We start from the raw sequence: 19,382 nt of genomic DNA, 5'->3' as shown, positions 1-19,382 counted from the left end.
CAGGCAACGGTATGGGCGGGAGACGGAAAACATGACGGATCGGGCGTTTGGCGGGGCCAAGATCGCGCTGCTGTGCGACGGCCGCCTGCTGGTCTACCAACGGGACGACAAGCCGGGCATTCCGTGGCCCGGGATGTGGGATCTGCCCGGCGGCGGGCGGGAAAACGGCGAGACGCCGCTGCAGTGCGTGCTGCGGGAAACGCAGGAAGAGTTTGGGGTGTTGCTCGCCGAACGCCAGGTTGTCTGGCAGCGGCGTTACGACGGTATTCAGCCCGGCTACCCGCCGACCTGGTTTATGGCCGGGGTGATCACCCCGGCGCAGATCGCCGCCATTTGCTTTGGCGATGAAGGGCAGCGCTGGCGAATGATGTCGGTAGAGCAGTTTATTCACCACCCGCAGGGCATCGGGCATCTGCGCCGTCGGGTGGCGGAGTATTGGCTTCAGTCCGCCTGAGGTTGCAGCACGCCGCTCGGCATCAGTGCCTGGATGGTGGTGCCGACCCGCTGCACCGCCTGTTCGATCTCCGCCGTCAGCTTCGGCGCATAGTTGATGCGCAGGCAGTTGCGGTATTTGCCGGCGGCGGAAAAGATGCTGCCGACGGCGATCTGCACGCCCTGCTGCTCGAGATGGCGGTTCAGCCGCAGGGTGTCGAACGCCTCGTCCAGTTCGATCCACAGCATAAAACCGCCGCGCGGGCGGCTGACGCGGGTGCCGGCCGGGAAGTGTTTCAGGATAAGGTCGGTCATGCGATCGCGGTTCTGCTGGTAGCGGGCGCGCATGCGCCGCAGGTGCTGCAGATAGTGCCCGCCGCGGATGAATTCGGCGATCGCCAGCTGCGGCTGGGTGGCGGTGGCGCCGGAGCCGATGAACTTCATGTGCAGCACCCGCTCCAGGTAGCGGCCGGGCGCGATCCAGCCCACCCGCAGCCCCGGCGCCAGCGTTTTGGAAAACGAGCTGCACAGCAGCACGCGGCCGTCTTCGTCGAACGACTTGATGGTGCGCGGCCGCGGGTAGTGATAGGCGATGTCGCCGTAGACGTCGTCCTCGATGATCGCCGCGTCGTGGCGCTGCGCCAGCGTCAGCAACCGCTGTTTGTGGGCGTCGGGCATGATGTAGCCCAGCGGATTGTTGCAGTTGGGCGTCAGCAGAATCGCTTTGATCGGCCACTGTTCCAGCGCCATCTCCAGCGCCGCCAGGCTGACGCCGGTGAGCGGATCGGTGGGGATTTCCAGCGCCTTGATGCCCAGGCCCTTCAGCGTCTGCATGGTGCCGTGGAAGCAGGGCGAATCGACCGCCACGATGTCGCCGGGTTGGCAAACGGCGCGCAGCCCGGCGGAGATCGCTTCCTGGCAGCCGGTGGTGATCAGCAACTGATCGGGGCCGATTTGGCAGCCGGAATCCAGCAGCAGGCGGGCGACCTGCTCGCGCAGCGCGGCCACGCCCTGAATGCTGTCGTAATACAGGCTGCGCAGATCGCCGTGGCGGGCGGCGTTGCGCAGGGCGACGATCAGCGGTTTCATCGTCGGCTCGGCGATATCCGGCATACCGCGCCCCAGCTGGATCAGGCCCTCGCGCGGCCGGCTGCGCACCAGCTCCAGCACCTGCTCCCACTGCGAAATGTCCACCGGCCGCTGCACCGGCGCCGTCATGGCGGGCAGCTCGGCCTGCGCGCGCCGCGTATGCACGAAGTAGCCCGACTTCGGCCGCGCCTCCACCAGGCGCTGTTCTTCCAGCAGCCGGTAGGCTTGCTGCACTGTGCTGATGCTGACGCCGTGCTCCTGGCTCAGCGCGCGCACCGAAGGCAGGCGATGGCCGGCGGGATACAGCCCTTGCTGAATGCGTTGGCTGAGAATGGCGGCCAGAGTGGCGTAGCGTGTCATACAGAGGCCTCTTATCGGGATGCAGGATTAAAAAACCGGTACAGATGCTTTCAAAGTAAACCATTCAGCGGTTTTTTTGGCGCAGCTGTATGAAAAAAATAGCGCCAGCGTGAATCTGTATTGTTTTTCTCCCGGCGAGCATGATGACTGCAACGCAAAAACAGCAGGGAGAATAACAACATGGCACTGTTTGATGACATGACGACGTGGCGGCGGGTAGGCTGGTCACGCTGGCGTTGGTATTTGTTGCGCCGCAGTACGCGCAGAGAGTTACTGCTGCTGAACGACAGGCAATTGGCGGATATCGGCCTGACGCGGGCGGATGCGCGGCGCGAAGGCGATAAACCGTTTTGGAGAGGGTAAGGAAAGCGAATGCTGAAATTATTGGGCAAAGCCTCATCGATCAACGTGCGCAAGGTATTGTGGACCTGCCAGGAGCTGGGGTTGCCGCTGGCGCGGGAGGACTGGGGCAGCGGCTTTCGCTCCACGCAGGAGCCGACGTTTCTGGCGCTGAATCCCAACGGCCTGGTGCCGGTGCTGATCGACGGCGAGCGGGTGCTGTGGGAGTCGAACACCATCTGCCGCTACCTGGCTGGACGGGAAGGGCGCCGCGATCTGCTGCCGCAGGAACCCGGCGCGCGCGCGACGGTGGAGATGTGGATGGATTGGCAGGCCACCGATCTGAACGGCGCCTGGCGCTATGTGTTCATGTCGCGGGTGCGCGGGCATGCGGATTATCAGGATGCCGCCAGTCTGGCCGCCGCCGAGCGTGAGTGGAACCGGCTGATGGGGCTGCTGGACAGGCATTTGGCGCAGCACGGCCCTTATGCCGCCGGCGCGGCCTTCACGCTGGCGGACGTGGTGCTGGGGTTGTCGCTGAATCGCTGGCTGATGACGCCGTTCGAGCGGCCGAATTATGCGGCGCTGGCGGCCTATCAGCAGCGCCTGCTGCAACGCCCTGGCTACGTGCAGCATGGCGCCAACGGTTTACCTTGATATGAAATAAACGATTCATTTTATCTCGTCCGGATACGGCAAGCCGTGTCTGGGCTTTCCCCGTTGCATCTTCCCGTCAATGTTTCATGAACGGCATCACGAATGTGAACTTTATTTTCCTTTTTTCTTGTTGTTGAAATTTAAATTCCATATAAACCTGTTATCAACCGGCGCGTTTCATTGAGCGGCGCCTGGTGCTACACAGGATTTCGATCACGGGAGAAAATGATGAAACAGGTACGCGTTGGGTTAATCGGCACCGGTTATATCGGGCGTTGTCACGCCATCGCCTATGCGCAGGCCGCCACGGTCTTTCCTCTGAAAGGGGAGCTGGTGCTGGAGATGCTGGCGGAAGTGACGCCCGAGCTGGCGGCGCAGCGCGCGGCCGAGTTCGGCTTTGCGCGCTCAACCGGCGACTGGCGGCAGCTGGTGGCCGATCCGGCGATCGACGTGGTGGACATCTGCGCGCCCAACTTCTTGCACAAAGAGATGGCGCTGGAGGCGATCCGCCACGGCAAGCACGTGTATTCGGAAAAGCCGCTGGCGCTGGACGCCGCCGACGCGGCGGAGATGGTGCAGGCTGCCCGCGCCAACGGCGTGAAAACGCTGGTCGGTTTCAACTACATGAAGAACCCGACCAGCCAGCTGGCGCGCGAGATCATCGCCAACGGCGAAATCGGCGAAGTGGTGCATTTTTACGGCACCCACAATGAGGATTATCTGGCCGATCCGCGCACGCCGCTCGACTGGCACTGCCGCCGCGCCAGCGCCGGGCTGGGCGCGCTGGGGGATCTGGCCGCGCACATCGTCAATATGGCGCACTACCTGGTGGGCGACATCGTGGCGGTCTGTGGCGATATGCAAACCGTGATCAAACAGCGCCCGGATCCGCAAGACCCGGCGCGCCTGCTGCCGGTGGAAAACGAAGATCAGGCCGGCGCACTGCTGCGCTTCGCCGGCGGGGCGATGGGCACCCTGGAAACCTCGCGCATTGCCTGCGGGCGCAAGATGGGGCTGACCTATGTGGTCACCGGCACCAAGGGCACGCTGAGCTATACCCAGGAGCGGATGGCGGAGCTGAAGCTGTATCGGCACGATGAGCCGGCGGAGCGGCAAGGGTTCAAAACGCTGCTGGTAGGGCCGAAGCACCCGGACTACGCGGCGTTCTGCATCAGCGCCGGGCACGGCATCGGCTTTAACGATCAGAAGACGGTGGAGATCCGCGATCTGGTCAACGGCATCGCCGCGGGCGATCGCATGTGGCCGGACTTTGAAGAAGGCTGGAAGGTGTCCTGCGTGCTGGATGCGATAGCCGCCTCCGCCGAGCAGCGGCGCTGGCTGGAGATCAACCGCGATTGAAAATGAAATGGCGCTCTCCCGTGGACAGCGCCATTAGTTTGCCATGTTGCTAACTTAATATCTTATTAAGCTAGTTACATAATAAGTTGCTTGCCTGGCAACTTAGAACGAGAAGCATGAACAGCCGAACGCGCCCCAGAAGGCGTTTTCATCCGACACTGGGATGCTGGAGCGGCGCGCGATGTCATGCTGGTGCGCGTGTACGCCGCACGGGCCGCAGCATTGGTGCGCCTGGCTCAGCACGCCGACTTTGGCCGCCGCCGACGGCGGCGCGGAACGGTAGTGGCCCGGCACCTGGGTGACCGGCGACCACTCCGGCAGCACCGGCAGCGGCGGCGGCGCCAGCGGCGAGAAGCTGCCGGCGGCGTAGACCACCTTGCCGTCCACCACTGTCATTACCGACTCAATGCCTTTGATCTGCTCTTCCGGCACGCTGAAATAGTCCTGCGACAGCACCGCCACATCCGCCAGTTGGCCGACCTTGATCTGGCCTTTCTTGCCCTGCTCGGTGGAGAACCAGGCGCTGCCTTGCGTCCACAGCATCAGCGCCGTCTCGCGATCCAGCCGGGCGCTGTCGTCGTACATCGCCATGCCGCCGACGGTGCGGCCGGAAACCAGCCAGTACAGCGCCGTCCACGGGTTGTAGCTGGCGACGCGGGTGGCGTCGGTGCCCAGCCCGACCGGCAGCTCGGCCGCCAGCATTTTCGCCACCGGCGGCGTATGTTTGGTGGCTTCGATGCCGTAGCGGTCAGCGAAATACTCGCCCTGGAACGCCATGCGGTGCTGCACCGCAATGCCGCCGCCCAATGCCTTGACCCGTTCGATATTGCGTTCGGTAATGGTTTCGGCGTGGTCGAACAGCCAGTGCAGCCCGTTGAACGGAATGTCGCGGTTCACCTTCTCGAACACGTCCAGCATGCGGCTGATGGATTCGTCATAGGTGGCGTGCAGGCGGAACGGCCAGCGGTGCTCGACCAGATGACGCACCACCCGCTCCAGCTCGTCCTCGGTGCCCGGCGGCAGATCCGGGCGCGGCTGCAGGAAGTCTTCGAAGTCGGCGGCGGAGAACACCAGCATCTCGCCGGCGCCGTTGTGGCGATAAAAGTCGGTGCCCTGGCCCGGCTTGAGCATGTCGGTCCACAGCTCGAAGTCTTCCAATTCCTGCTTCGGCCGCTGGGTGAACAGGTTATAGGCGATGCGAATGGTCAGCTGCTTTTTCTCGTGCAGCTCGGCGATCACCTGATAATCCTCCGGGTAGTTCTGGAAACCGCCGCCGGCGTCGATGGCGCTGGTGAGGCCCAGACGGTTCAGCTCGCGCATGAACTGGCGGGTGGAGTTGACCTGCTGCTCCAGCGGCAGCTTCGGCCCTTTCGCCAGCGTGGCGTACAGGATCATGGCGTTGGGCTTGGCGATCAGCATGCCGGTCGGGTTGCCGTTGGCGTCGCGCTGGATCTCGCCGCCCGGCGGGTTCGGCGTGTCTTTGGTGTAGCCGACCACCTTCAGCGCCGCGCGGTTGAGCAGCGCGCGATCGTAGAGGTGCAGAATGAACACCGGCGTGTCCGGCGCCGCCTGGTTGATCTCGTCCAGCGTCGGCATGCGGCGCTCGGCGAACTGGAATTCAGTCCAGCCGCCGACCACCCGTACCCACTGCGGGTTCGGCGTGCGCAGCGCCTGTTCTTTCAACATGCGCAGGGCGTCGGCCAGCGAAGGCACGCCTTCCCAGCGCAGCTCCAGGTTATAGTTCAGGCCGCCGCGGATCAGGTGCAGGTGCGAGTCGTTCAGGCCCGGAATAGCGGTATGGCCGTGCAGGTCGATCACCTGGGTTTCCGGCCCGGCGTGCTGCATGACTTCGCTTTCGCTGCCGACCGCCAGAAACTTACCGTCGCGGATGGCGACCGCCTGTGCGGTGGGATTTTGGCGATCGACGGTGTGAAACTTGCCGTTGGTGATGATCAATGAAGCGTGGTGGTTCATAACATTCTCCCGGCGAACCGCCTAGCGGCGGGTCAGCCATTGATGAAAAACGCGAGTCACGATAGGCATCCACAGGTACACCACCAGGGCGACCACGGTGGCGTCATTGAGAAAATGGCCGAGCAGCGTGCCGTCCAGCTGCGGCAGCACCAACCCCCAAAACCAGGGCACCAGATTGGTGGAAGGGAAGATCACCAGTAGGGTGATGATGAACTGCTTCCACTGGGGTGGCTGGCGCACGCCGGGGTTAGGCGGGGTAAACCAGAACTCCGCGCCGGGGCGGATCTCGATATGGTCGTTCTCCAGCAGCAGCGGGGTGACTTCTTCGATGTATTGCTTGCGCAGCGGCGAGTGGATCCAGTGGTACAGGTTGTCGAGGTTGTCGAAGCGGACCAACACCGTATAGGCCTGTTCGTCGCCGGAAGGGCGAATCACGTTGACGCCCAAATGGCCGGTGAAGCCCGCGGCGTCGGGCATGATGCGGTTCAGCCAGGCCTCATAGGCCTGCTCGTTCCCCGGCGCCAAACGGTGGGTGATCACCAGCGTGACATGCTGCGGATGGGCCATAAAACCGACTCCTGAAAATACCCCGGCGCGGGGCCGGGGCAAGGGGATTATTTCACCGTGCGGGCTGGTGCATGGTGCACCATGGTGTAAGCGTAGTCGACGCCCATGCCGTACGCGCCGCTGTGTTCGCGCACCAGCGCCATCACCGCGTCGTAGGTGTCTTTGCGCGCCCAGTCGCGCTGGTACTCCAGCAGCACCTGCTGCCAGGTCACCGGTACGGCGCCGGCCTGCACCATGCGATCGATCGAGCGCTCGTGTGCATCGACGGAGGTGCCGCCGGAGGTATCGGTCACCACATACACTTCATAGCCGGCTTCCAGCGCCATCAGCGCCGGGAAGGTCAGACACACTTCGGTCCACAGCGCGGAGATCACCAGCTTTTTGCGGCCGGTGGCTTCCACGGCTTTAACGAAGGCCGCGTCTTCCCAGGAGTTCATCGAGGTGCGTTCAATCGGGGTGATTTCAGGGTGTACCGCCAGCAGTTCCGGCCAGATATAGCCGCTGAAGCTTTCGGTTTCGACCGAGGTGAAAAGGGTTGGCACGTTGAAAATCTTGCCTGCCTTCGCCAAACCAACAACGTTGTTTTTCAGTTGCTGACGATCAATATTAGCCACGCCGAAGGCCATTTGCGGTTGATGATCGATAAAAATCAGTGCGGAGTTGTCTTTATCAAGCAGTTGAAACTTGGACATAATTTACCTTCCCAGTGATATTTCGGTTGAACATCTGATGAGTGTAACGCCGATAAAACGCATGGTAGGCAGAGGGCGATTTCAAAGATACCGCAGAATTTTTGCCGACTTGTTGAGTTTTTTTATACACGGGAGAAAGCATGAGATTAAACCTGGAAGCGCTGCTGATTTTGGACGCGCTGGACCGGCACGGATCTTTCGCCGCCGCGGCCGCCGCACTGTTTAAAACCCCTTCGGCACTCAGCTATATGGTGCAAAAGCTGGAGAACGATCTCGACATTACCCTGCTGGACCGCTCCGGCCACCGGGCGAAGTTCACCGATACCGGCAAGCTGATGCTGGAAAAAGGGCGGGTGCTGCTGCGGGCGGCGCAAGATCTGGAGCAGCAGGCGCGCTACGTGGAGAACGGCTGGGAAAGCGAGATCACGCTCGGGATCGACGCCTCCTTCCCGTTTGCCCGCTTGTTGCCGCTGATCGACGAGTTCTATCGGCAGCATCACCATACTCGGCTGCGTTTCAGCCACGAGGTGCTGGCCGGCTCCTGGGAATCGCTGGTTTACGGCTGCGCCGACATTATCATCGGCGCCATCTGCGAGCCGCCGTCGCGGGTGGGTTATGCGTTCAGCCGCCTGGGGCAGTTGGATTACGTGTTCGCCGTCGCGCCACAGCATCCGCTGGCGGCGCTGCCGGAACCGTTGCCGAAAGATGAGATCCGTCAGCACCGGGCGGTGGTGGTGCGCGATACCTCGCGGGTCAACGCGCCGCAGAGCCTGAACCTGCTGGAAGAACAGGATACGCTGACGGTCTTCGGCTTCGACGCCAAGCTGCAGGCGCAGTTGGCCGGGCTGGGCTGCGGCTATCTACCGCGTTCTCTGGCGGAACCTTACCTGAACAGCGGCGAACTGGTGGCGAAACGCGTTGAATCTGAGCGCTGCAGCGACGTTGCCTATTTCGGCTGGCGGGAAAGCGCCAGCGGTCTGGCGGCCAAGTGGTGGCGCGAGCGGCTGCAGCGTTACGCGGATGACGGCGAGGCTTACCCGGCGGCGCAGTGATCGCCGTCATATAAGGATTAACAACCCAATAAGGATATAGGGAATGAAAAAGACACTAGGCCTGTTGGCGCTGTTGCTGTTAAGCGGCTGCGGTGCCGGGCGTCAGGCCGGCATCCCGTTGCCGCAGCCGCAGGCCGAGGCGCAGGCCACGGCGCCGCTCAGCTATCCGGTGCGGGTGCATAACGCGGTGAGCCGCGAGCTGCGTTTGCCTGAACGCGCGCGCGGCCAACGCTGCACCATCAGCATTCGGCTGCGACCGGACGGCAAGCTGGCGAGCAGCAAGATCGTAAGAGGCGACGCGCCACTGTGCGCAGCGGCGAGCGCGGCGGTGCAGCGCGCGCAGTTTCCGCCGATGGCCAACGCCACCGAGTATGCGCTGTTCAACGCCGTGGTGCTCGATTTCGTTCCCTGAAGATGTGACTGACGGGCCGCCTGCGCGGCCCGTTTTTTCGCTTTTACGCGTACGCAACCCGCTGAATTTTCACTTAGCTTTGCCATTTTCGTTATTTTGAATGCCGCTACGGCTCACGGATACTGGGAGAAAATCTCTTACCGCGAGCCGCAGCATGTCCCACGCCCACTATTTGCACCCCGAACAGCGCGAACGAATCAGGCAGCTTTATCGGCGCCGGCATTGGCGGCTGGAGCTGCCCACCTGGGGGATCATGGCGGCGGTGTACGGCGGCTGGTTCGGCGTGGCGCTGGGGTGGCAAACGCTGGGCCCGTGGCTTGGCGCGCCGCTGCTGATACTGCTGACCACCTGGTATATGTCGTTGCAGCACGAGCTGATCCACGGCCATCCGACGCGCTGGCCGCGCGTCAATCAGCTGTTCGGCCTGTTGCCGCTGGCGGTGTGGTATCCCTACGGGCTGTATCGCGATTCGCATCTGCGCCACCACCGCAACGACCATCTGACCGATCCGCACGAAGATCCCGAAAGCTATTACTTCAGCGCCGCGCAGTGGCGGCGCTATCCCCGGCTGCTGCCGCTGCTGGCCGCCGTGCGCAATACGCTGATCGGCCGGGTGCTCCTTGGCCCGGCGCTGGATATCGCCGCGACCCTGGCCGGGGCGGTGAAAGCGCTTGCCGCCGGGGAGTGGCGCGCCTGGGCGAGGTGGTTGGTGCACCTGTCGCTGTTGGCGATGCTGCTCGACTGGCTGCAGGCGCAGGGTATCGGCGCGGCGTTTTACCTGCTGGCCATCAGCTACCCGGCGCTGGCGCTGACCAAGGTAAGATCGTTTTTTGAGCATCGCGCCGTGGACGCTCCGCAGGCACGTTCTATTATTAATGAGGCGGGTTGGCCGTGGCGGCTGCTGTTTCTCAATCTGAACTATCATTTAGTGCATCACGATCTGCCCGGCCTGCCCTGGTATGGTTTGCGCGAAGTCTATCTGGCGGAGCGCGAGGCGTACCAGCGTCGCAGTCAGGGATTTGTCGCGCAGGGCTACGGCGAGTGGCTGCGCGATTACGCCCTGACGCCGATCGACGTCGGCGTGCATCCGTTGCGCGCCGGTGAACCGCAGGGGGAGGGCGATGCCCTGCCGACGGAAAAATTTATTGCGCGCTGGAAGCGCGTTTCTCAGGATTTTCCAACCTAACCGGCCCATGAGCCGGAAAACGTATAACCAGAGGAAAAGTATGGCAATCACCTTATCACGCGGACGTTCCTTTGCCGTCGCGCTGGCCCTGCTGGCCACCGGCGGTCTGGCGCAGGCGGCCGACTCGGTGCGCGTCGGCTCCAAGATCGACACCGAAGGTTCGCTGCTCGGCAACCTCATCGTGCAGGTGCTGGAAGCCAACGGCATCCAGACCACCAACAAGCTGCAGCTCGGCACCACCAAGGTGCTGCGCGGTGCCATCACGTCCGGCGAGATCGACATCTACCCGGAATACACCGGCAACGGCGCGTTTTTCTTCTCCGATGAGAAAGATCCGGCGTGGAAGAACGCCCAGGCCGGCTTCGAGAAGGTGAAACAGCTCGACTACGACAAAAATAAAATCGTCTGGCTGGACGCGGCGCCGGCCAACAACACCTGGACCATCGCCATTCGCCAGGACGTGGCGGAGGCCAATCACCTGAAGACGCTGTCGGATCTCGGCAAGTGGATCAACGGCGGCGGCAAGTTCAAGCTGGCGGCCTCGGCGGAATTTATCGAGCGGCCGGATGCGCTGCCGGCGTTCCAGAATGCCTACGGCTTCAAGCTGAATCAGGATCAGCTGCTGTCCCTGGCCGGCGGCGATACGGCGGTGACCATCAAGGCGGCGGCGGAGCAGACCTCCGGCGTCAACGCGGCGATGGCCTACGGCACCGATGGCCCGGTGGCGGCGCTGGGGCTGCAGACGCTGGCGGACCCGAAAGGCGTACAGCCGATCTACGCGCCGGCGCCGATCGTGCGCGAAGCGGCCCTGAAGGCGCACGCCAATCTGCCTGAGCTGCTGAAGCCGGTGTTCGCCTCGCTGGACGGGCCGACGCTGCAAAAACTCAACGCGCAGATCGCCGTGGAAGGCCAGGACGCCAAACAGGTGGCGGCTGCTTACCTGAAAGAGAAAGGGTTTGTTAAGGGATAATGCCGAGGTGCCCCCTCTGCCGTCGGGAGAGGGGGTAAACCGAGGGAACCGGAGCGTTTCTTTGACTATCGCCGTAAAACATCGCGTCTTGTTGACGCTGTTCATGCTGTTGCTGCTGGCCGCGTTCGGCCTGCCGTTCCTCAGTTATGCCCCCAATCGCCTGTTGTCGGGCAAAAGCCTCTCCTTGTTCTCCCTGCTGCACGGCCCGGCGCTGTGGCTGCTGTTGCCGCTGGCGGCATTGGCGATCCTCAGCCTGTTGCCGCCGACGCGGGGACGGGCGCTGCTGGCGGCGCTGGCCGCTTGTGGGGTGCTGACGCTGGCCTTTTGGATCAGCGGGCAGGCCGCCGGGCGTCTGGCGCAGGAGGGATCGCGCTTGGCGCGCACCTCCTGGGGCAGCGGATGCTGGCTGACGATGGCGCTGAGCCTGCTGATCGCCGCCGACGCCATGGCGCGCATCACCGCGTCGCACCTGTGGCGCATGCTGGGCAACGCGCTGGTGCTGGTGCCGCCGGCGCTGCTGCTGTTCGGGCATCAGCTCGATCAGCTGTCGCTGCTGAAGGAGTACCACAATCGCCAGGAGGTGTTTGACGCCGCGCTGCTGCAGCACCTGACCATTCTGCTGGCGACGATGGCACCGGCGCTGGCGATCGGCGTGCCGCTCGGGGTGCTGTGTTTTCGCTCCGAGCGCTGGCAGCGACCGATTTTCTCCGCGCTGAACATTATCCAGACCGTGCCGTCCATCGCACTGTTCGGCCTGCTGATCGCGCCGTTGGCGGGGCTGGCGACGGCGGTGCCCTGGCTGGCGGAACACGGCGTCAGCGGCATCGGCATGGCGCCGGCGATCGTGGCGCTGGTGCTGTACGCGCTGTTGCCGCTGGTGCGCAGCGTGGTGGCGGGGCTGCAAAGCGTGCCGGCGGGGGTGATCGAATCCGCCACCGGCATGGGGCTGACGCGCGGGCAGATCTTCCTGCGCGTGCAGCTGCCGTTGGCGCTGCCGCTGTTCCTGACCGGCGTGCGCATTCTGGCGGTGCAAACCGTCGGCATGGCGGTGGTGGCGGCGCTGATCGGCGCCGGCGGCTTTGGCGCCATCGTCTTTCAGGGGCTGCTCAGCAGCGCGCTGGATCTGGTTCTGCTGGGGGTGATCCCGGTGGTCATGATGGCGGTCATCGTCGATTCGCTGTTTAAATTTTGGGTTTCAATCCTGGACGTATCGCGCCGATGATTCACTTTGAGCAAGTCAGCAAAATTTTTCAGGGCAAGCCGGCGGTAGACGATCTCACGCTGCACATCGCCGAGGGCGAATTCACCGTGTTGATCGGCACCTCGGGTTCCGGCAAGTCCACGACGTTAAAAATGATCAATCGCCTGATCGAGCACGATCGGGGCAAGATTCTCTTTGCCGGCGAAGAGATCCAGTCGTTCAAACCGCAGGATCTGCGGCGGCGCATGGGTTATGCGATCCAATCGATCGGCCTGTTTCCGCACTGGACGGTGGAGGAAAACATTGCCACCGTGCCGCAGCTGCTGAAATGGCCGCGCGCGCGCATTCGCGATCGGGTAACCGAACTGCTGGAGCTGTTGCATCTGGAGCCGGATCTGTTTCGCCGTCGCTATCCGCACCAGCTGTCTGGCGGGCAGCAGCAACGGGTAGGGGTGGCGCGCGCGCTGGCCGCCGATCCCGAGGTGTTGCTGATGGACGAACCGTTCGGCGCGCTGGATCCGGTCACCCGTGCGGCGCTACAGGCGGAGATCGCGCGCATCCATCAGCTCTCCGGCCGCACTATCGTGTTGGTGACGCACGACATCGACGAAGCGCTGGGCTTGGCGGATCGCCTGGTGCTGCTCGATCAGGGGCGGGTGGTGCAACAGGGCACGCCGCTGGCGCTGCTGACCGCGCCGGCCAACGACTTCGTGCGGGACTTCTTCGGGCGCAGCGATCGCGGCATCAAGCTGCTGTCGCTGGGAACGGTGGCGGAACGAGTGCGGCCCGGTGCCGCCGAGGGCGAGCCGATCGCCGCCGCCATGAGCCTGCGCGAGGCGCTGTCGGTGTTTGTGGCGCGCGGCAGCGACTGCCTGCCGGTGGTGGATGAACGGGGCGAAGCGTTGGGGGTCTTGCACTTCAACGATCTGATCGCCGGGCAGGCGCTGTCATGAGCGGGCGCATCTGGCGCCTGCTGCGCGATCCGCTGCCCTGGACGCTGGCGCTGCTGTTGGCGCTGGTGTTCGGCATGGATCATCTGCGCGGCCTGTTCGCCGCCTGGTTCCCCAATCTGGAGCGGCCCATTTATCAGCAGGACAGCTTTATCGCGCTGGTGGGGGCGCACCTGTCGCTGGTGGCGATCTCCAGCCTGATCGCGGTGGCTCTCGGCGTGGCGGCCGGCGTGGCGGTAACCCGGCGCAGCGGCCGGGAGTTTCGTTCGCTGGTGGAAACGGTGGTGGCGGTGGGGCAGACCTTCCCGCCGGTAGCGGTGCTGGCGGTAGCGGTGCCGGTGATGGGCTTCAGCGAACAGCCGGCGATCATTGCGCTGGTGCTGTACGGCCTGCTGCCGATCCTGCAGGGCACGCTGGCGGGCATCGAATCGGTGCCGCCCGCCACGCGCGAGATTGCCCGCGGCGTGGGGATGAGCGCCTGGCAAATTCTGTGGCGGGTCGAATTGCCGCTGGCGGCGCCGGTGATCGTCGCCGGGATCCGCACGTCGGTGATCATCAACATCGGCACGGCGGCCATCGCTTCCACCGTCGGCACCAAGACCCTCGGCTCGCCGATCATCATCGGTCTGAGCGGCTTTAACACCGCCTATGTGATCCAGGGCGCGGCGGTGGTGGCATTGTTGGCTATTATCACCGATATGCTGTTCGAACGTTGGGTGCGTTATCTCACCGCCTGGCGTCAGCAGACGCTGGCGACCACTCCGGCGGGGTAAGGGGGAAATGATGCAGGTGTCTCTACCGATGTACGGCGTTGGCCGGGAGCAGGCCGAATCTTTCTGGCAGGTATTGCGCGACAAGCTGCTGCGCCTGGGGCTGCCGGCGGCGCCGGAGCGGCTCAGTTGGCCGGACGATCTGGCGCAGCACTGGCGGCGCGACGATCTGCTGCTCAGCCAAACCTGCGGTTATCCGTTGGTCAGCACTCTGCCGCAGGTGCAGCTGATCGGCACCTACCATTACCGGGTTGAAGGGTGCGACGGGCCGAATTACCGCAGCTGGCTGGTGGTGCGCGCGGGCGACCCCGGAGAACGGTTGGCGGATTTTCGCGGCCGGACGGCGGCCTATAACAGCACCGATTCCCAATCCGGCTACAACGGCCTGCGCGCGCTGATCGCGCCGCTGGCGCAGGACGGGAAATTCTTCGGTGCGGCGATTGCCTCCGGCGCGCATTATCAGTCGCTGAAGCTGATCCGCAGCGGGCAGGCGGATATCGCCGCCATCGATTCAATCAGCATGGAACTGCTACGCCGGGCGCAGCCGCAGGCGCTGGAGGGGCTGAAAATCATCGGCCGCACGGCGGCGGTGCCCGGTCTGCCTCTGATCACCGCGGCGGGTACGCCACCGGAACAGGTGGAAATCCTGCGCGCCGGCGCCCGAGCGATGCTGGATGAGGCGGTCAGCGACCGCCTGCTGATCGGCGATTTCAGCCTGGTGCCGCGTTCGGCCTACCAGATTATCACCGTGCTGGAACAGCAGGCCGCCGCCCAGGGCGTGACGGCGCTCTAGCCGCCGTTACAGCAGGGCGTCGCCGTCGATGTCGATCGCGCTGCCGGTGACGAAGCCGTTCTCCAGCGCCAGCAGGTAACCCGCCGCGCGTCGGCCTGCATCAGGCGTAGCGCGTCGTTTTTCTCCCCGGCGTGGGGAAAGCGGCTATGGCGCGGTGAGGAACTGCTCGAAGTGCCTGGTGCCCGCATCGCTCGCCGGTGTCGGAACGCGTCAGGCGGCTGCAGCGCTTTTTACAGCTGCGCTGCCAGCGCTGGCTGGACGATCACTTGGCCTGAAGGGTTTCGGTTTGCGCCGGCGTGGCGGCGGCATCCCCGGCAGGCGCGCTTTCTTCGTGCGGGGTGGTGGAACGGGTGTAGATGTTCAGCCCGGCGAGGAATACGCCGCCCAAAGAACCGAAGGCGCACAGGGCGATGACGATGACGAACGCTTTTTTCAGCATAGGAATAATTTCGCAGGTTGCTTGGAACAGCGGGAATTATAGCCCCTTCGCCGGGTGAAACAAGAATCGTTTTTAACGGCGGCCCGCAGACCGCCCTTTGCGATCGCTACCGTTCGCTGTCGATGGCCTGCACGCGGGCCGGGCGGGCGAACAGGTATTTTCCCAGCGTCACCAGCACCACCGCCGCCACGATGATCACCAGCGCCAGCCACTCGCGCGGCGCCAGCGATTCGCCGGCAAAGCCGATGCCGAGCAGCACCGCCACCACCGGGTTGACGTAGGCGTAGCTGGTGGCGACCGCCGGGCGCACGTTCTTCAACAAGAACATATAGGCGCTGATCGCCAGCATCGAGCCGAAGACGATCAGATAGCCCAGCGCCAGAAAGCCGCCGGTGCTCGGCATCTGAGTCAGACGCTCGCCGCTCAGCTGACTGGCTGCCAATAACACCACGCCGGCGACCAGCATCTCCGCCGCGCCGGCCATCGGCCCGGCCGGCAGCGAGATGCGCGATCCCAGTACCGACCCGAAGGCCCAGCTGGCCGACGCCAGCAAAATCAGCAGCGCGCCGGTCGGGTTGCCCACCAGGTTGTTACCGGTATTAAGCAGCACGATGCCCACCAGACCGAGCGCGATGCCGGCCCATTCCAGTTTGGTGTTGCGCATCCCCCACAGCAGGCTGAAGCAGAGGGTGAACAGCGGCACCGTCGCCACCATCACCGCGGCGATGCCGGACGGCACGTGTTGGTGCTCCGCCACCGTCACCAGGCCGTTGCCCACCGCCAGCAGCAGAATGCCGATGGCGCCGGCGGCCAGCCACTGCTTCGGCGTCGGCAGCGCGTGGCCGCGCCAGGCCAGGAAACTGAACAGCAGGATACCGGCAGCCAGAAAGCGAATGCCGGCCATCATCAGCGGCGGCCACTGCGCGACGCCGAGGCGAATGACGAAATAGGTGGAACCCCAAACGATATATAACGTGAACAACGCCCCGATCAACGGCAGGACGCTACGGCTTTGTTGGCTAAGCATAGAGATATGTTTTTGCAGGGGTGATTATTATTAGAACGCTCAGTAAACCCGATCGGGCAACCGATAAGCAATGGCTTTCGGCATTATTTTTCCCGGCCGCCGCCCGCCGTTCAGCTGTCCCGCCGCTTCCACTGCAGCCAGCTGACGGCCGGCAGGTAAATCGACCAGCCGACGGCCAGCAGCAGCAGCATGAACTCCGGCGGCACGCCGGGCAGCAAGGCGTCCAGTTTCCAGGACACGGCGTAGGCGAAGGGGCCGGCGGCGGCGCCCAGCACCGCCAGCGGCCAGGGGGCCGCTCTGACCACGTCCAGCAGCCAATACCACCAGCAGCCGAAGCCGATCCACAGCGCGATGGTCCAGAGCGGCAGGCCGTGTTGCCCGCTGTAGTGCAGCACGCCGCTGTAGCTCCACAGCCCATCCATGCCGATACCGCCCAGGGCGGCCAGGGCCGCGCCTTTACGGCGGGCGGCCGGGGTAAAGATCAGCGCCAGCGCCGCGCCGGCCAGCAGGATGCCGTTGAGCCGATCGCGAGTCAGCAGCGCCAGCAGCCAGCAGACGCCCAGTCCCAGCGTCGCCAGCCAGAATCCGGCATGCGGCTTCTTCATCGTTCAACTCCCGTGGGGTTACTCTGCCGCTGCGCGCCAGGCGCCGACGGATTTGCCAGAGCGAGTGCGAGGCCCGCTGTTGGTCTGAATATGCGTTAATTCAACCTTAGAAGGGAAGGTGCGGGATGCACAAGCAGAATAATCTGTACCGGTTGAAAACGTGGGCAAAAACCGGCGTTACAGGAGCGAAATCCGGTAGGCGCAGCGGCGCGAGCCGGCCAGAATGTGTTCGGCGCGCTCCACCTGCGCCTGCAGCACTTCGGTGAAGATGCTCAGCTCCGCCCGGCAGAAGCCCTGGCAGACGGTGGCGGCGGCGCAGATCGGGCAGTGGTTTTCCACCAGCAGATAGGAACCGTCTTCCTCCTGACGCCATTCGGCCATATAGCCTTCGCGGCAGCGGATTTCGGTCAGGCGCGCCACGCGCTCCTGCAGATCGGCGGCGCCGATCATCGCCTGCTTGTAGTTGATGCGGTTTTCCTGCTCGCGGGTCTCGATCAGCACGTCGAGCGCCTGTTCGCCCAGCTTGTCGCGCACGGTGCGCAGCAGCTGCACCGTCAGATCCGCATGGGTGTCGGGAAAGCGCGCGTTGCCGGCCGAGGTCAAATGCCACAGCTGCACCGGGCGGCCCACGCCGCGCGTTTCCGCCACCGCTTCGACCAGCCCCTCTTTCGCCAGCTTGACGAACTGCTGGCGGGCCGCCTCACCGGTGGTGCCGAGCACCTTTCCTGCGTCAGAAGCTTGCTGTGGGCCGCGGGTTTTCAATAGCGTCAGCAAGCGGTCACTGACCGATTGTGCGGTGCTGCCGCTATTTTCCAAGTTTATTCTTGACATATTTCTCCGCCTCGCCCTAACTTATTCCAAGATAACTCTTGTTAAATTTAACGCAATCTTATGACCAACTCAATGCCATTCCTCTGAAAACAGGACGACAACCGTGATAACCCATGACGATAGCCGCTGGAGCGACCTTTTCTCCGGCAAAAATGCGGCCAGTGCGATCGCGCTTTCGCTCGGCGTGGCGCTGCATGCCATCAATATTCTGGTCGCCACCACCATTCTGCCCTCGGTGGTGCAGGATATCGGCGGTCTGGATCTCTACGCCTGGAACACCACGCTGTTCGTGGTGGCGTCGATCCTCGGTTCCGCGCTGTCGGCCCGGCTGCTCAGCGGCTACGGCGCGCGCAGCGCCTATCTGGTGGCTTCGCTGTTCTTCATCGCCGGGGCGGCGCTGTGCGCGCTGGCGCCGAGCATGCCGGTGATGCTGATCGGCCGTACGGTGCAGGGCTTCGGCGGTGGGCTGATCTTTGCGCTCTCCTACGCGATGATCAACCTGGTGTTCGAGCAGCGATTGTGGCCGCGCGCCATGGCGCTCATCTCGGCGATGTGGGGCATCGCCACCCTGGTGGGGCCGGCGGTGGGCGGCATTTTCGCCGAGCTGAACGCCTGGCGTTGGGCCTTCGGCATTCTGCTGCCGATCATGGCGCTGTACGCCGCATTTACCTTCCTGATCCTGCCCAAGGGTAAAGCGCAGCAGGCGGCCGCGCCGTTGCCGACCGCGCAGCTGCTGTTGCTGACCGTGGCGGTGCTGGCGGTGTCCGCCGGCAGTCTGGCGCACAGCGCCTGGATCAACCTGGCAGGCATCGCGCTCTCGCTGGTGCTGATGGCCTGGCTGCTGAAGCGCGAAGCGCACTCGCGCGCCCGCCTGTTGCCGCACGGCGCGCTGCGGCGCGGCTCATCGCTGGCGGCGCTCTACATCACGACCGCGTTGCTGGTGATCGGCATGACCAGCGAGATCTTCGTGCCCTATTTTCTGCAGCTGCTGCACGGCCAGTCGCCGCTGATCTCCGGCTATATTGCCGCCGCCATGGCCGCCGGCTGGACGCTGTCCGAGATCCTCAGCTCAGGTTGGCGCGGGGCGGGCATTCGCCGGGCGATCGTCAGCGGGCCGCTGTTTGTGCTGGTGGGGCTGCTGGCGCTGGCGATCCTGATGCCGGTGCCGTCCGGCGGCCACTGGCAGGCGCTGGCGCCGATCGTCATTGCGCTGTTGCTGGTGGGGTTCGGCATCGGCTTCGGCTGGCCGCACCTGCTGACGCGCATTTTGCAGGTGGCGCCCGAAGCGGACAAAGATATCGCCGGCGCTTCGATTACCACGGTGCAGCTGTTCGCCACCGCATTCGGTGCGGCGCTGGCCGGGATGATCGCCAATCTGGCGGGGCTGAACGATCCGGGCGGCGCGGCGGGCGCGGCGTCGGCGGCGCGCTGGCTGTTCCTGGCGTTCGCGCTGGCGCCGCTGCTGGCGGTATTCAGCGCCTGGCGCTGCGCGGCGATCGCGCCGCCGGGCGCCGAGACGGGCAATCTTGTACAAAACCCGCCCTCGCGCGAGTGCTAGAACGCTCCTCCTTCTTCGATAGTGTTTGCCGGTGATAGTGGCGTTCTTGCTGCGCAGTATGCTGGCGGTGGTGTTGCTGAGCATGCTGATATTCATCGCGCTGCGCGGCATTTTTTAAA

At 64.2% G+C, this 19,382-nt stretch carries 21 protein-coding genes; 13 read left to right on the top strand and 8 right to left on the bottom strand.

Going from position 1 to position 19,382, the window contains the following annotated elements:
• Nucleotides 1-31 precede the first annotated feature (31 nt).
• Nucleotides 32-454 carry an NUDIX hydrolase gene (locus tag ACJ8HB_RS04220; RefSeq protein WP_094859697.1) on the top strand — a complete coding sequence of 141 codons (423 nt, stop codon included), beginning with the start codon at nt 32-34 and terminating at the stop codon, nt 452-454.
• On the opposite strand, the gene ACJ8HB_RS04215 is transcribed toward ACJ8HB_RS04220, so the two are convergent.
• Nucleotides 442-1,881: an aminotransferase-like domain-containing protein gene (locus ACJ8HB_RS04215; RefSeq protein WP_094859698.1), complete on the bottom strand. Its 1,440-nt coding sequence runs from the start codon at nt 1,879-1,881 to the stop codon at nt 442-444. The two genes, ACJ8HB_RS04220 and ACJ8HB_RS04215, sit on opposite strands and share 13 nt — an antisense overlap.
• Before the next feature lie 180 nt (nt 1,882-2,061).
• On the opposite strand from ACJ8HB_RS04215, the gene ACJ8HB_RS04210 reads away from it, so the two are divergent.
• The 3 genes from ACJ8HB_RS04210 to ACJ8HB_RS04200 all read left to right on the top strand — a co-directional run bounded on the left by ACJ8HB_RS04210 (nt 2,062) and on the right by ACJ8HB_RS04200 (nt 4,236).
• Entirely contained in the window at nt 2,062-2,244 is a 183-nt protein-coding gene (locus ACJ8HB_RS04210; protein WP_047568672.1) for a DUF1127 domain-containing protein, read from the top strand.
• A gap of 9 nt (nt 2,245-2,253) precedes the next feature.
• Nucleotides 2,254-2,877, top strand: a complete 624-nt coding sequence (locus ACJ8HB_RS04205; RefSeq protein ID WP_047568670.1) for a glutathione S-transferase family protein — start codon at nt 2,254-2,256, stop codon at nt 2,875-2,877.
• A 228-nt stretch (nt 2,878-3,105) separates the two neighbouring features.
• Nucleotides 3,106-4,236: a Gfo/Idh/MocA family protein gene (locus ACJ8HB_RS04200; RefSeq protein WP_094859699.1), complete on the top strand. Its 1,131-nt coding sequence runs from the start codon at nt 3,106-3,108 to the stop codon at nt 4,234-4,236.
• Nucleotides 4,237-4,338: 102 nt separating this feature from the next.
• Here ACJ8HB_RS04200 and ACJ8HB_RS04195 read toward each other — a convergent pair whose 3' ends face one another.
• The 3 genes from ACJ8HB_RS04195 to ACJ8HB_RS04185 are packed head-to-tail and all read right to left on the bottom strand — an operon-like array spanning nt 4,339 to nt 7,469.
• Nucleotides 4,339-6,210, bottom strand: coding sequence for an amidohydrolase (locus tag ACJ8HB_RS04195; RefSeq protein ID WP_033637616.1), 1,872 nt, complete (start codon nt 6,208-6,210; stop codon nt 4,339-4,341).
• Nucleotides 6,211-6,231: 21 nt separating this feature from the next.
• Nucleotides 6,232-6,777 (bottom strand): antibiotic biosynthesis monooxygenase, encoded by a 546-nt coding sequence (locus tag ACJ8HB_RS04190; protein WP_094859700.1) that lies wholly within the window; start codon nt 6,775-6,777, stop codon nt 6,232-6,234.
• A gap of 47 nt (nt 6,778-6,824) precedes the next feature.
• Nucleotides 6,825-7,469, bottom strand: a complete 645-nt coding sequence (locus ACJ8HB_RS04185) for a hydrolase (RefSeq protein WP_004939390.1) — start codon at nt 7,467-7,469, stop codon at nt 6,825-6,827.
• Nucleotides 7,470-7,609: 140 nt separating this feature from the next.
• On the opposite strand from ACJ8HB_RS04185, the gene ACJ8HB_RS04180 reads away from it, so the two are divergent.
• The 8 genes from ACJ8HB_RS04180 (at nt 7,610) to ACJ8HB_RS04145 (ending at nt 14,803) form a co-directional block, all read left to right on the top strand.
• Nucleotides 7,610-8,521, top strand: coding sequence for a LysR substrate-binding domain-containing protein (locus tag ACJ8HB_RS04180; RefSeq protein ID WP_033646934.1), 912 nt, complete (start codon nt 7,610-7,612; stop codon nt 8,519-8,521).
• A gap of 43 nt (nt 8,522-8,564) precedes the next feature.
• Entirely contained in the window at nt 8,565-8,933 is a 369-nt protein-coding gene (locus ACJ8HB_RS04175; RefSeq protein ID WP_060421387.1) for a cell envelope integrity protein TolA, read from the top strand.
• 154 nt (nt 8,934-9,087) lie between these two features.
• Entirely contained in the window at nt 9,088-10,119 is a 1,032-nt protein-coding gene (locus ACJ8HB_RS04170; protein ID WP_094859701.1) for a fatty acid desaturase, read from the top strand.
• A gap of 40 nt (nt 10,120-10,159) precedes the next feature.
• Nucleotides 10,160-11,089 carry a glycine betaine ABC transporter substrate-binding protein OsmF gene (gene osmF, locus ACJ8HB_RS04165; RefSeq protein ID WP_047568661.1) on the top strand — a complete coding sequence of 310 codons (930 nt, stop codon included), beginning with the start codon at nt 10,160-10,162 and terminating at the stop codon, nt 11,087-11,089.
• 61 nt (nt 11,090-11,150) lie between these two features.
• On the top strand, nt 11,151-12,311 hold the full coding sequence (locus ACJ8HB_RS04160; protein WP_033637622.1) for an ABC transporter permease: 1,161 nt from the start codon (nt 11,151-11,153) through the stop codon (nt 12,309-12,311).
• Nucleotides 12,308-13,243: an ABC transporter ATP-binding protein gene (locus ACJ8HB_RS04155; RefSeq protein ID WP_033637623.1), complete on the top strand. Its 936-nt coding sequence runs from the start codon at nt 12,308-12,310 to the stop codon at nt 13,241-13,243. Before ACJ8HB_RS04160 ends, ACJ8HB_RS04155 begins: the two co-directional genes overlap by 4 nt.
• Nucleotides 13,240-14,013, top strand: a complete 774-nt coding sequence (locus tag ACJ8HB_RS04150) for an ABC transporter permease (protein WP_047568655.1) — start codon at nt 13,240-13,242, stop codon at nt 14,011-14,013. Before ACJ8HB_RS04155 ends, ACJ8HB_RS04150 begins: the two co-directional genes overlap by 4 nt.
• 28 nt (nt 14,014-14,041) lie before the next feature.
• Nucleotides 14,042-14,803, top strand: a complete 762-nt coding sequence (locus tag ACJ8HB_RS04145) for a phosphate/phosphite/phosphonate ABC transporter substrate-binding protein (protein WP_080289897.1) — start codon at nt 14,042-14,044, stop codon at nt 14,801-14,803.
• Nucleotides 14,804-15,065: 262 nt separating this feature from the next.
• Here the strand turns inward: ACJ8HB_RS04145 and ACJ8HB_RS04140 are convergent, their stop codons facing one another.
• The 4 genes from ACJ8HB_RS04140 to ACJ8HB_RS04125 form a co-directional block, all read right to left on the bottom strand.
• Nucleotides 15,066-15,242 (bottom strand): hypothetical protein, encoded by a 177-nt coding sequence (locus ACJ8HB_RS04140; RefSeq protein ID WP_016928550.1) that lies wholly within the window; start codon nt 15,240-15,242, stop codon nt 15,066-15,068.
• A 106-nt stretch (nt 15,243-15,348) separates the two neighbouring features.
• A complete protein-coding gene (gene yedA, locus ACJ8HB_RS04135; RefSeq protein WP_094859702.1) occupies nt 15,349-16,269 on the bottom strand; it encodes a drug/metabolite exporter YedA in 921 nt (306 codons plus the stop codon).
• Nucleotides 16,270-16,379: 110 nt separating this feature from the next.
• Nucleotides 16,380-16,874 carry a DUF2878 domain-containing protein gene (locus ACJ8HB_RS04130; RefSeq protein ID WP_033646919.1) on the bottom strand — a complete coding sequence of 165 codons (495 nt, stop codon included), beginning with the start codon at nt 16,872-16,874 and terminating at the stop codon, nt 16,380-16,382.
• 177 nt (nt 16,875-17,051) lie between these two features.
• Nucleotides 17,052-17,705, bottom strand: coding sequence for a helix-turn-helix transcriptional regulator (locus ACJ8HB_RS04125; RefSeq protein ID WP_033653420.1), 654 nt, complete (start codon nt 17,703-17,705; stop codon nt 17,052-17,054).
• Between the two features lie 103 nt (nt 17,706-17,808).
• Between ACJ8HB_RS04125 and ACJ8HB_RS04120 the strand changes: the two genes are divergently transcribed.
• Nucleotides 17,809-19,263, top strand: a complete 1,455-nt coding sequence (locus ACJ8HB_RS04120; protein ID WP_033646916.1) for an MFS transporter — start codon at nt 17,809-17,811, stop codon at nt 19,261-19,263.
• Nucleotides 19,264-19,382 lie beyond the last annotated feature (119 nt).

Origin of the sequence: Serratia sp. CY27727 (assembly GCF_052169275.1) — a bacterium.
In the GTDB taxonomy this organism is placed as follows: domain Bacteria; phylum Pseudomonadota; class Gammaproteobacteria; order Enterobacterales; family Enterobacteriaceae; genus Serratia; species Serratia sarumanii.
The sequence above is the reverse complement of the archived record's forward strand: the minus strand, read 5'-3'. Positions and strand labels throughout refer to the sequence as shown.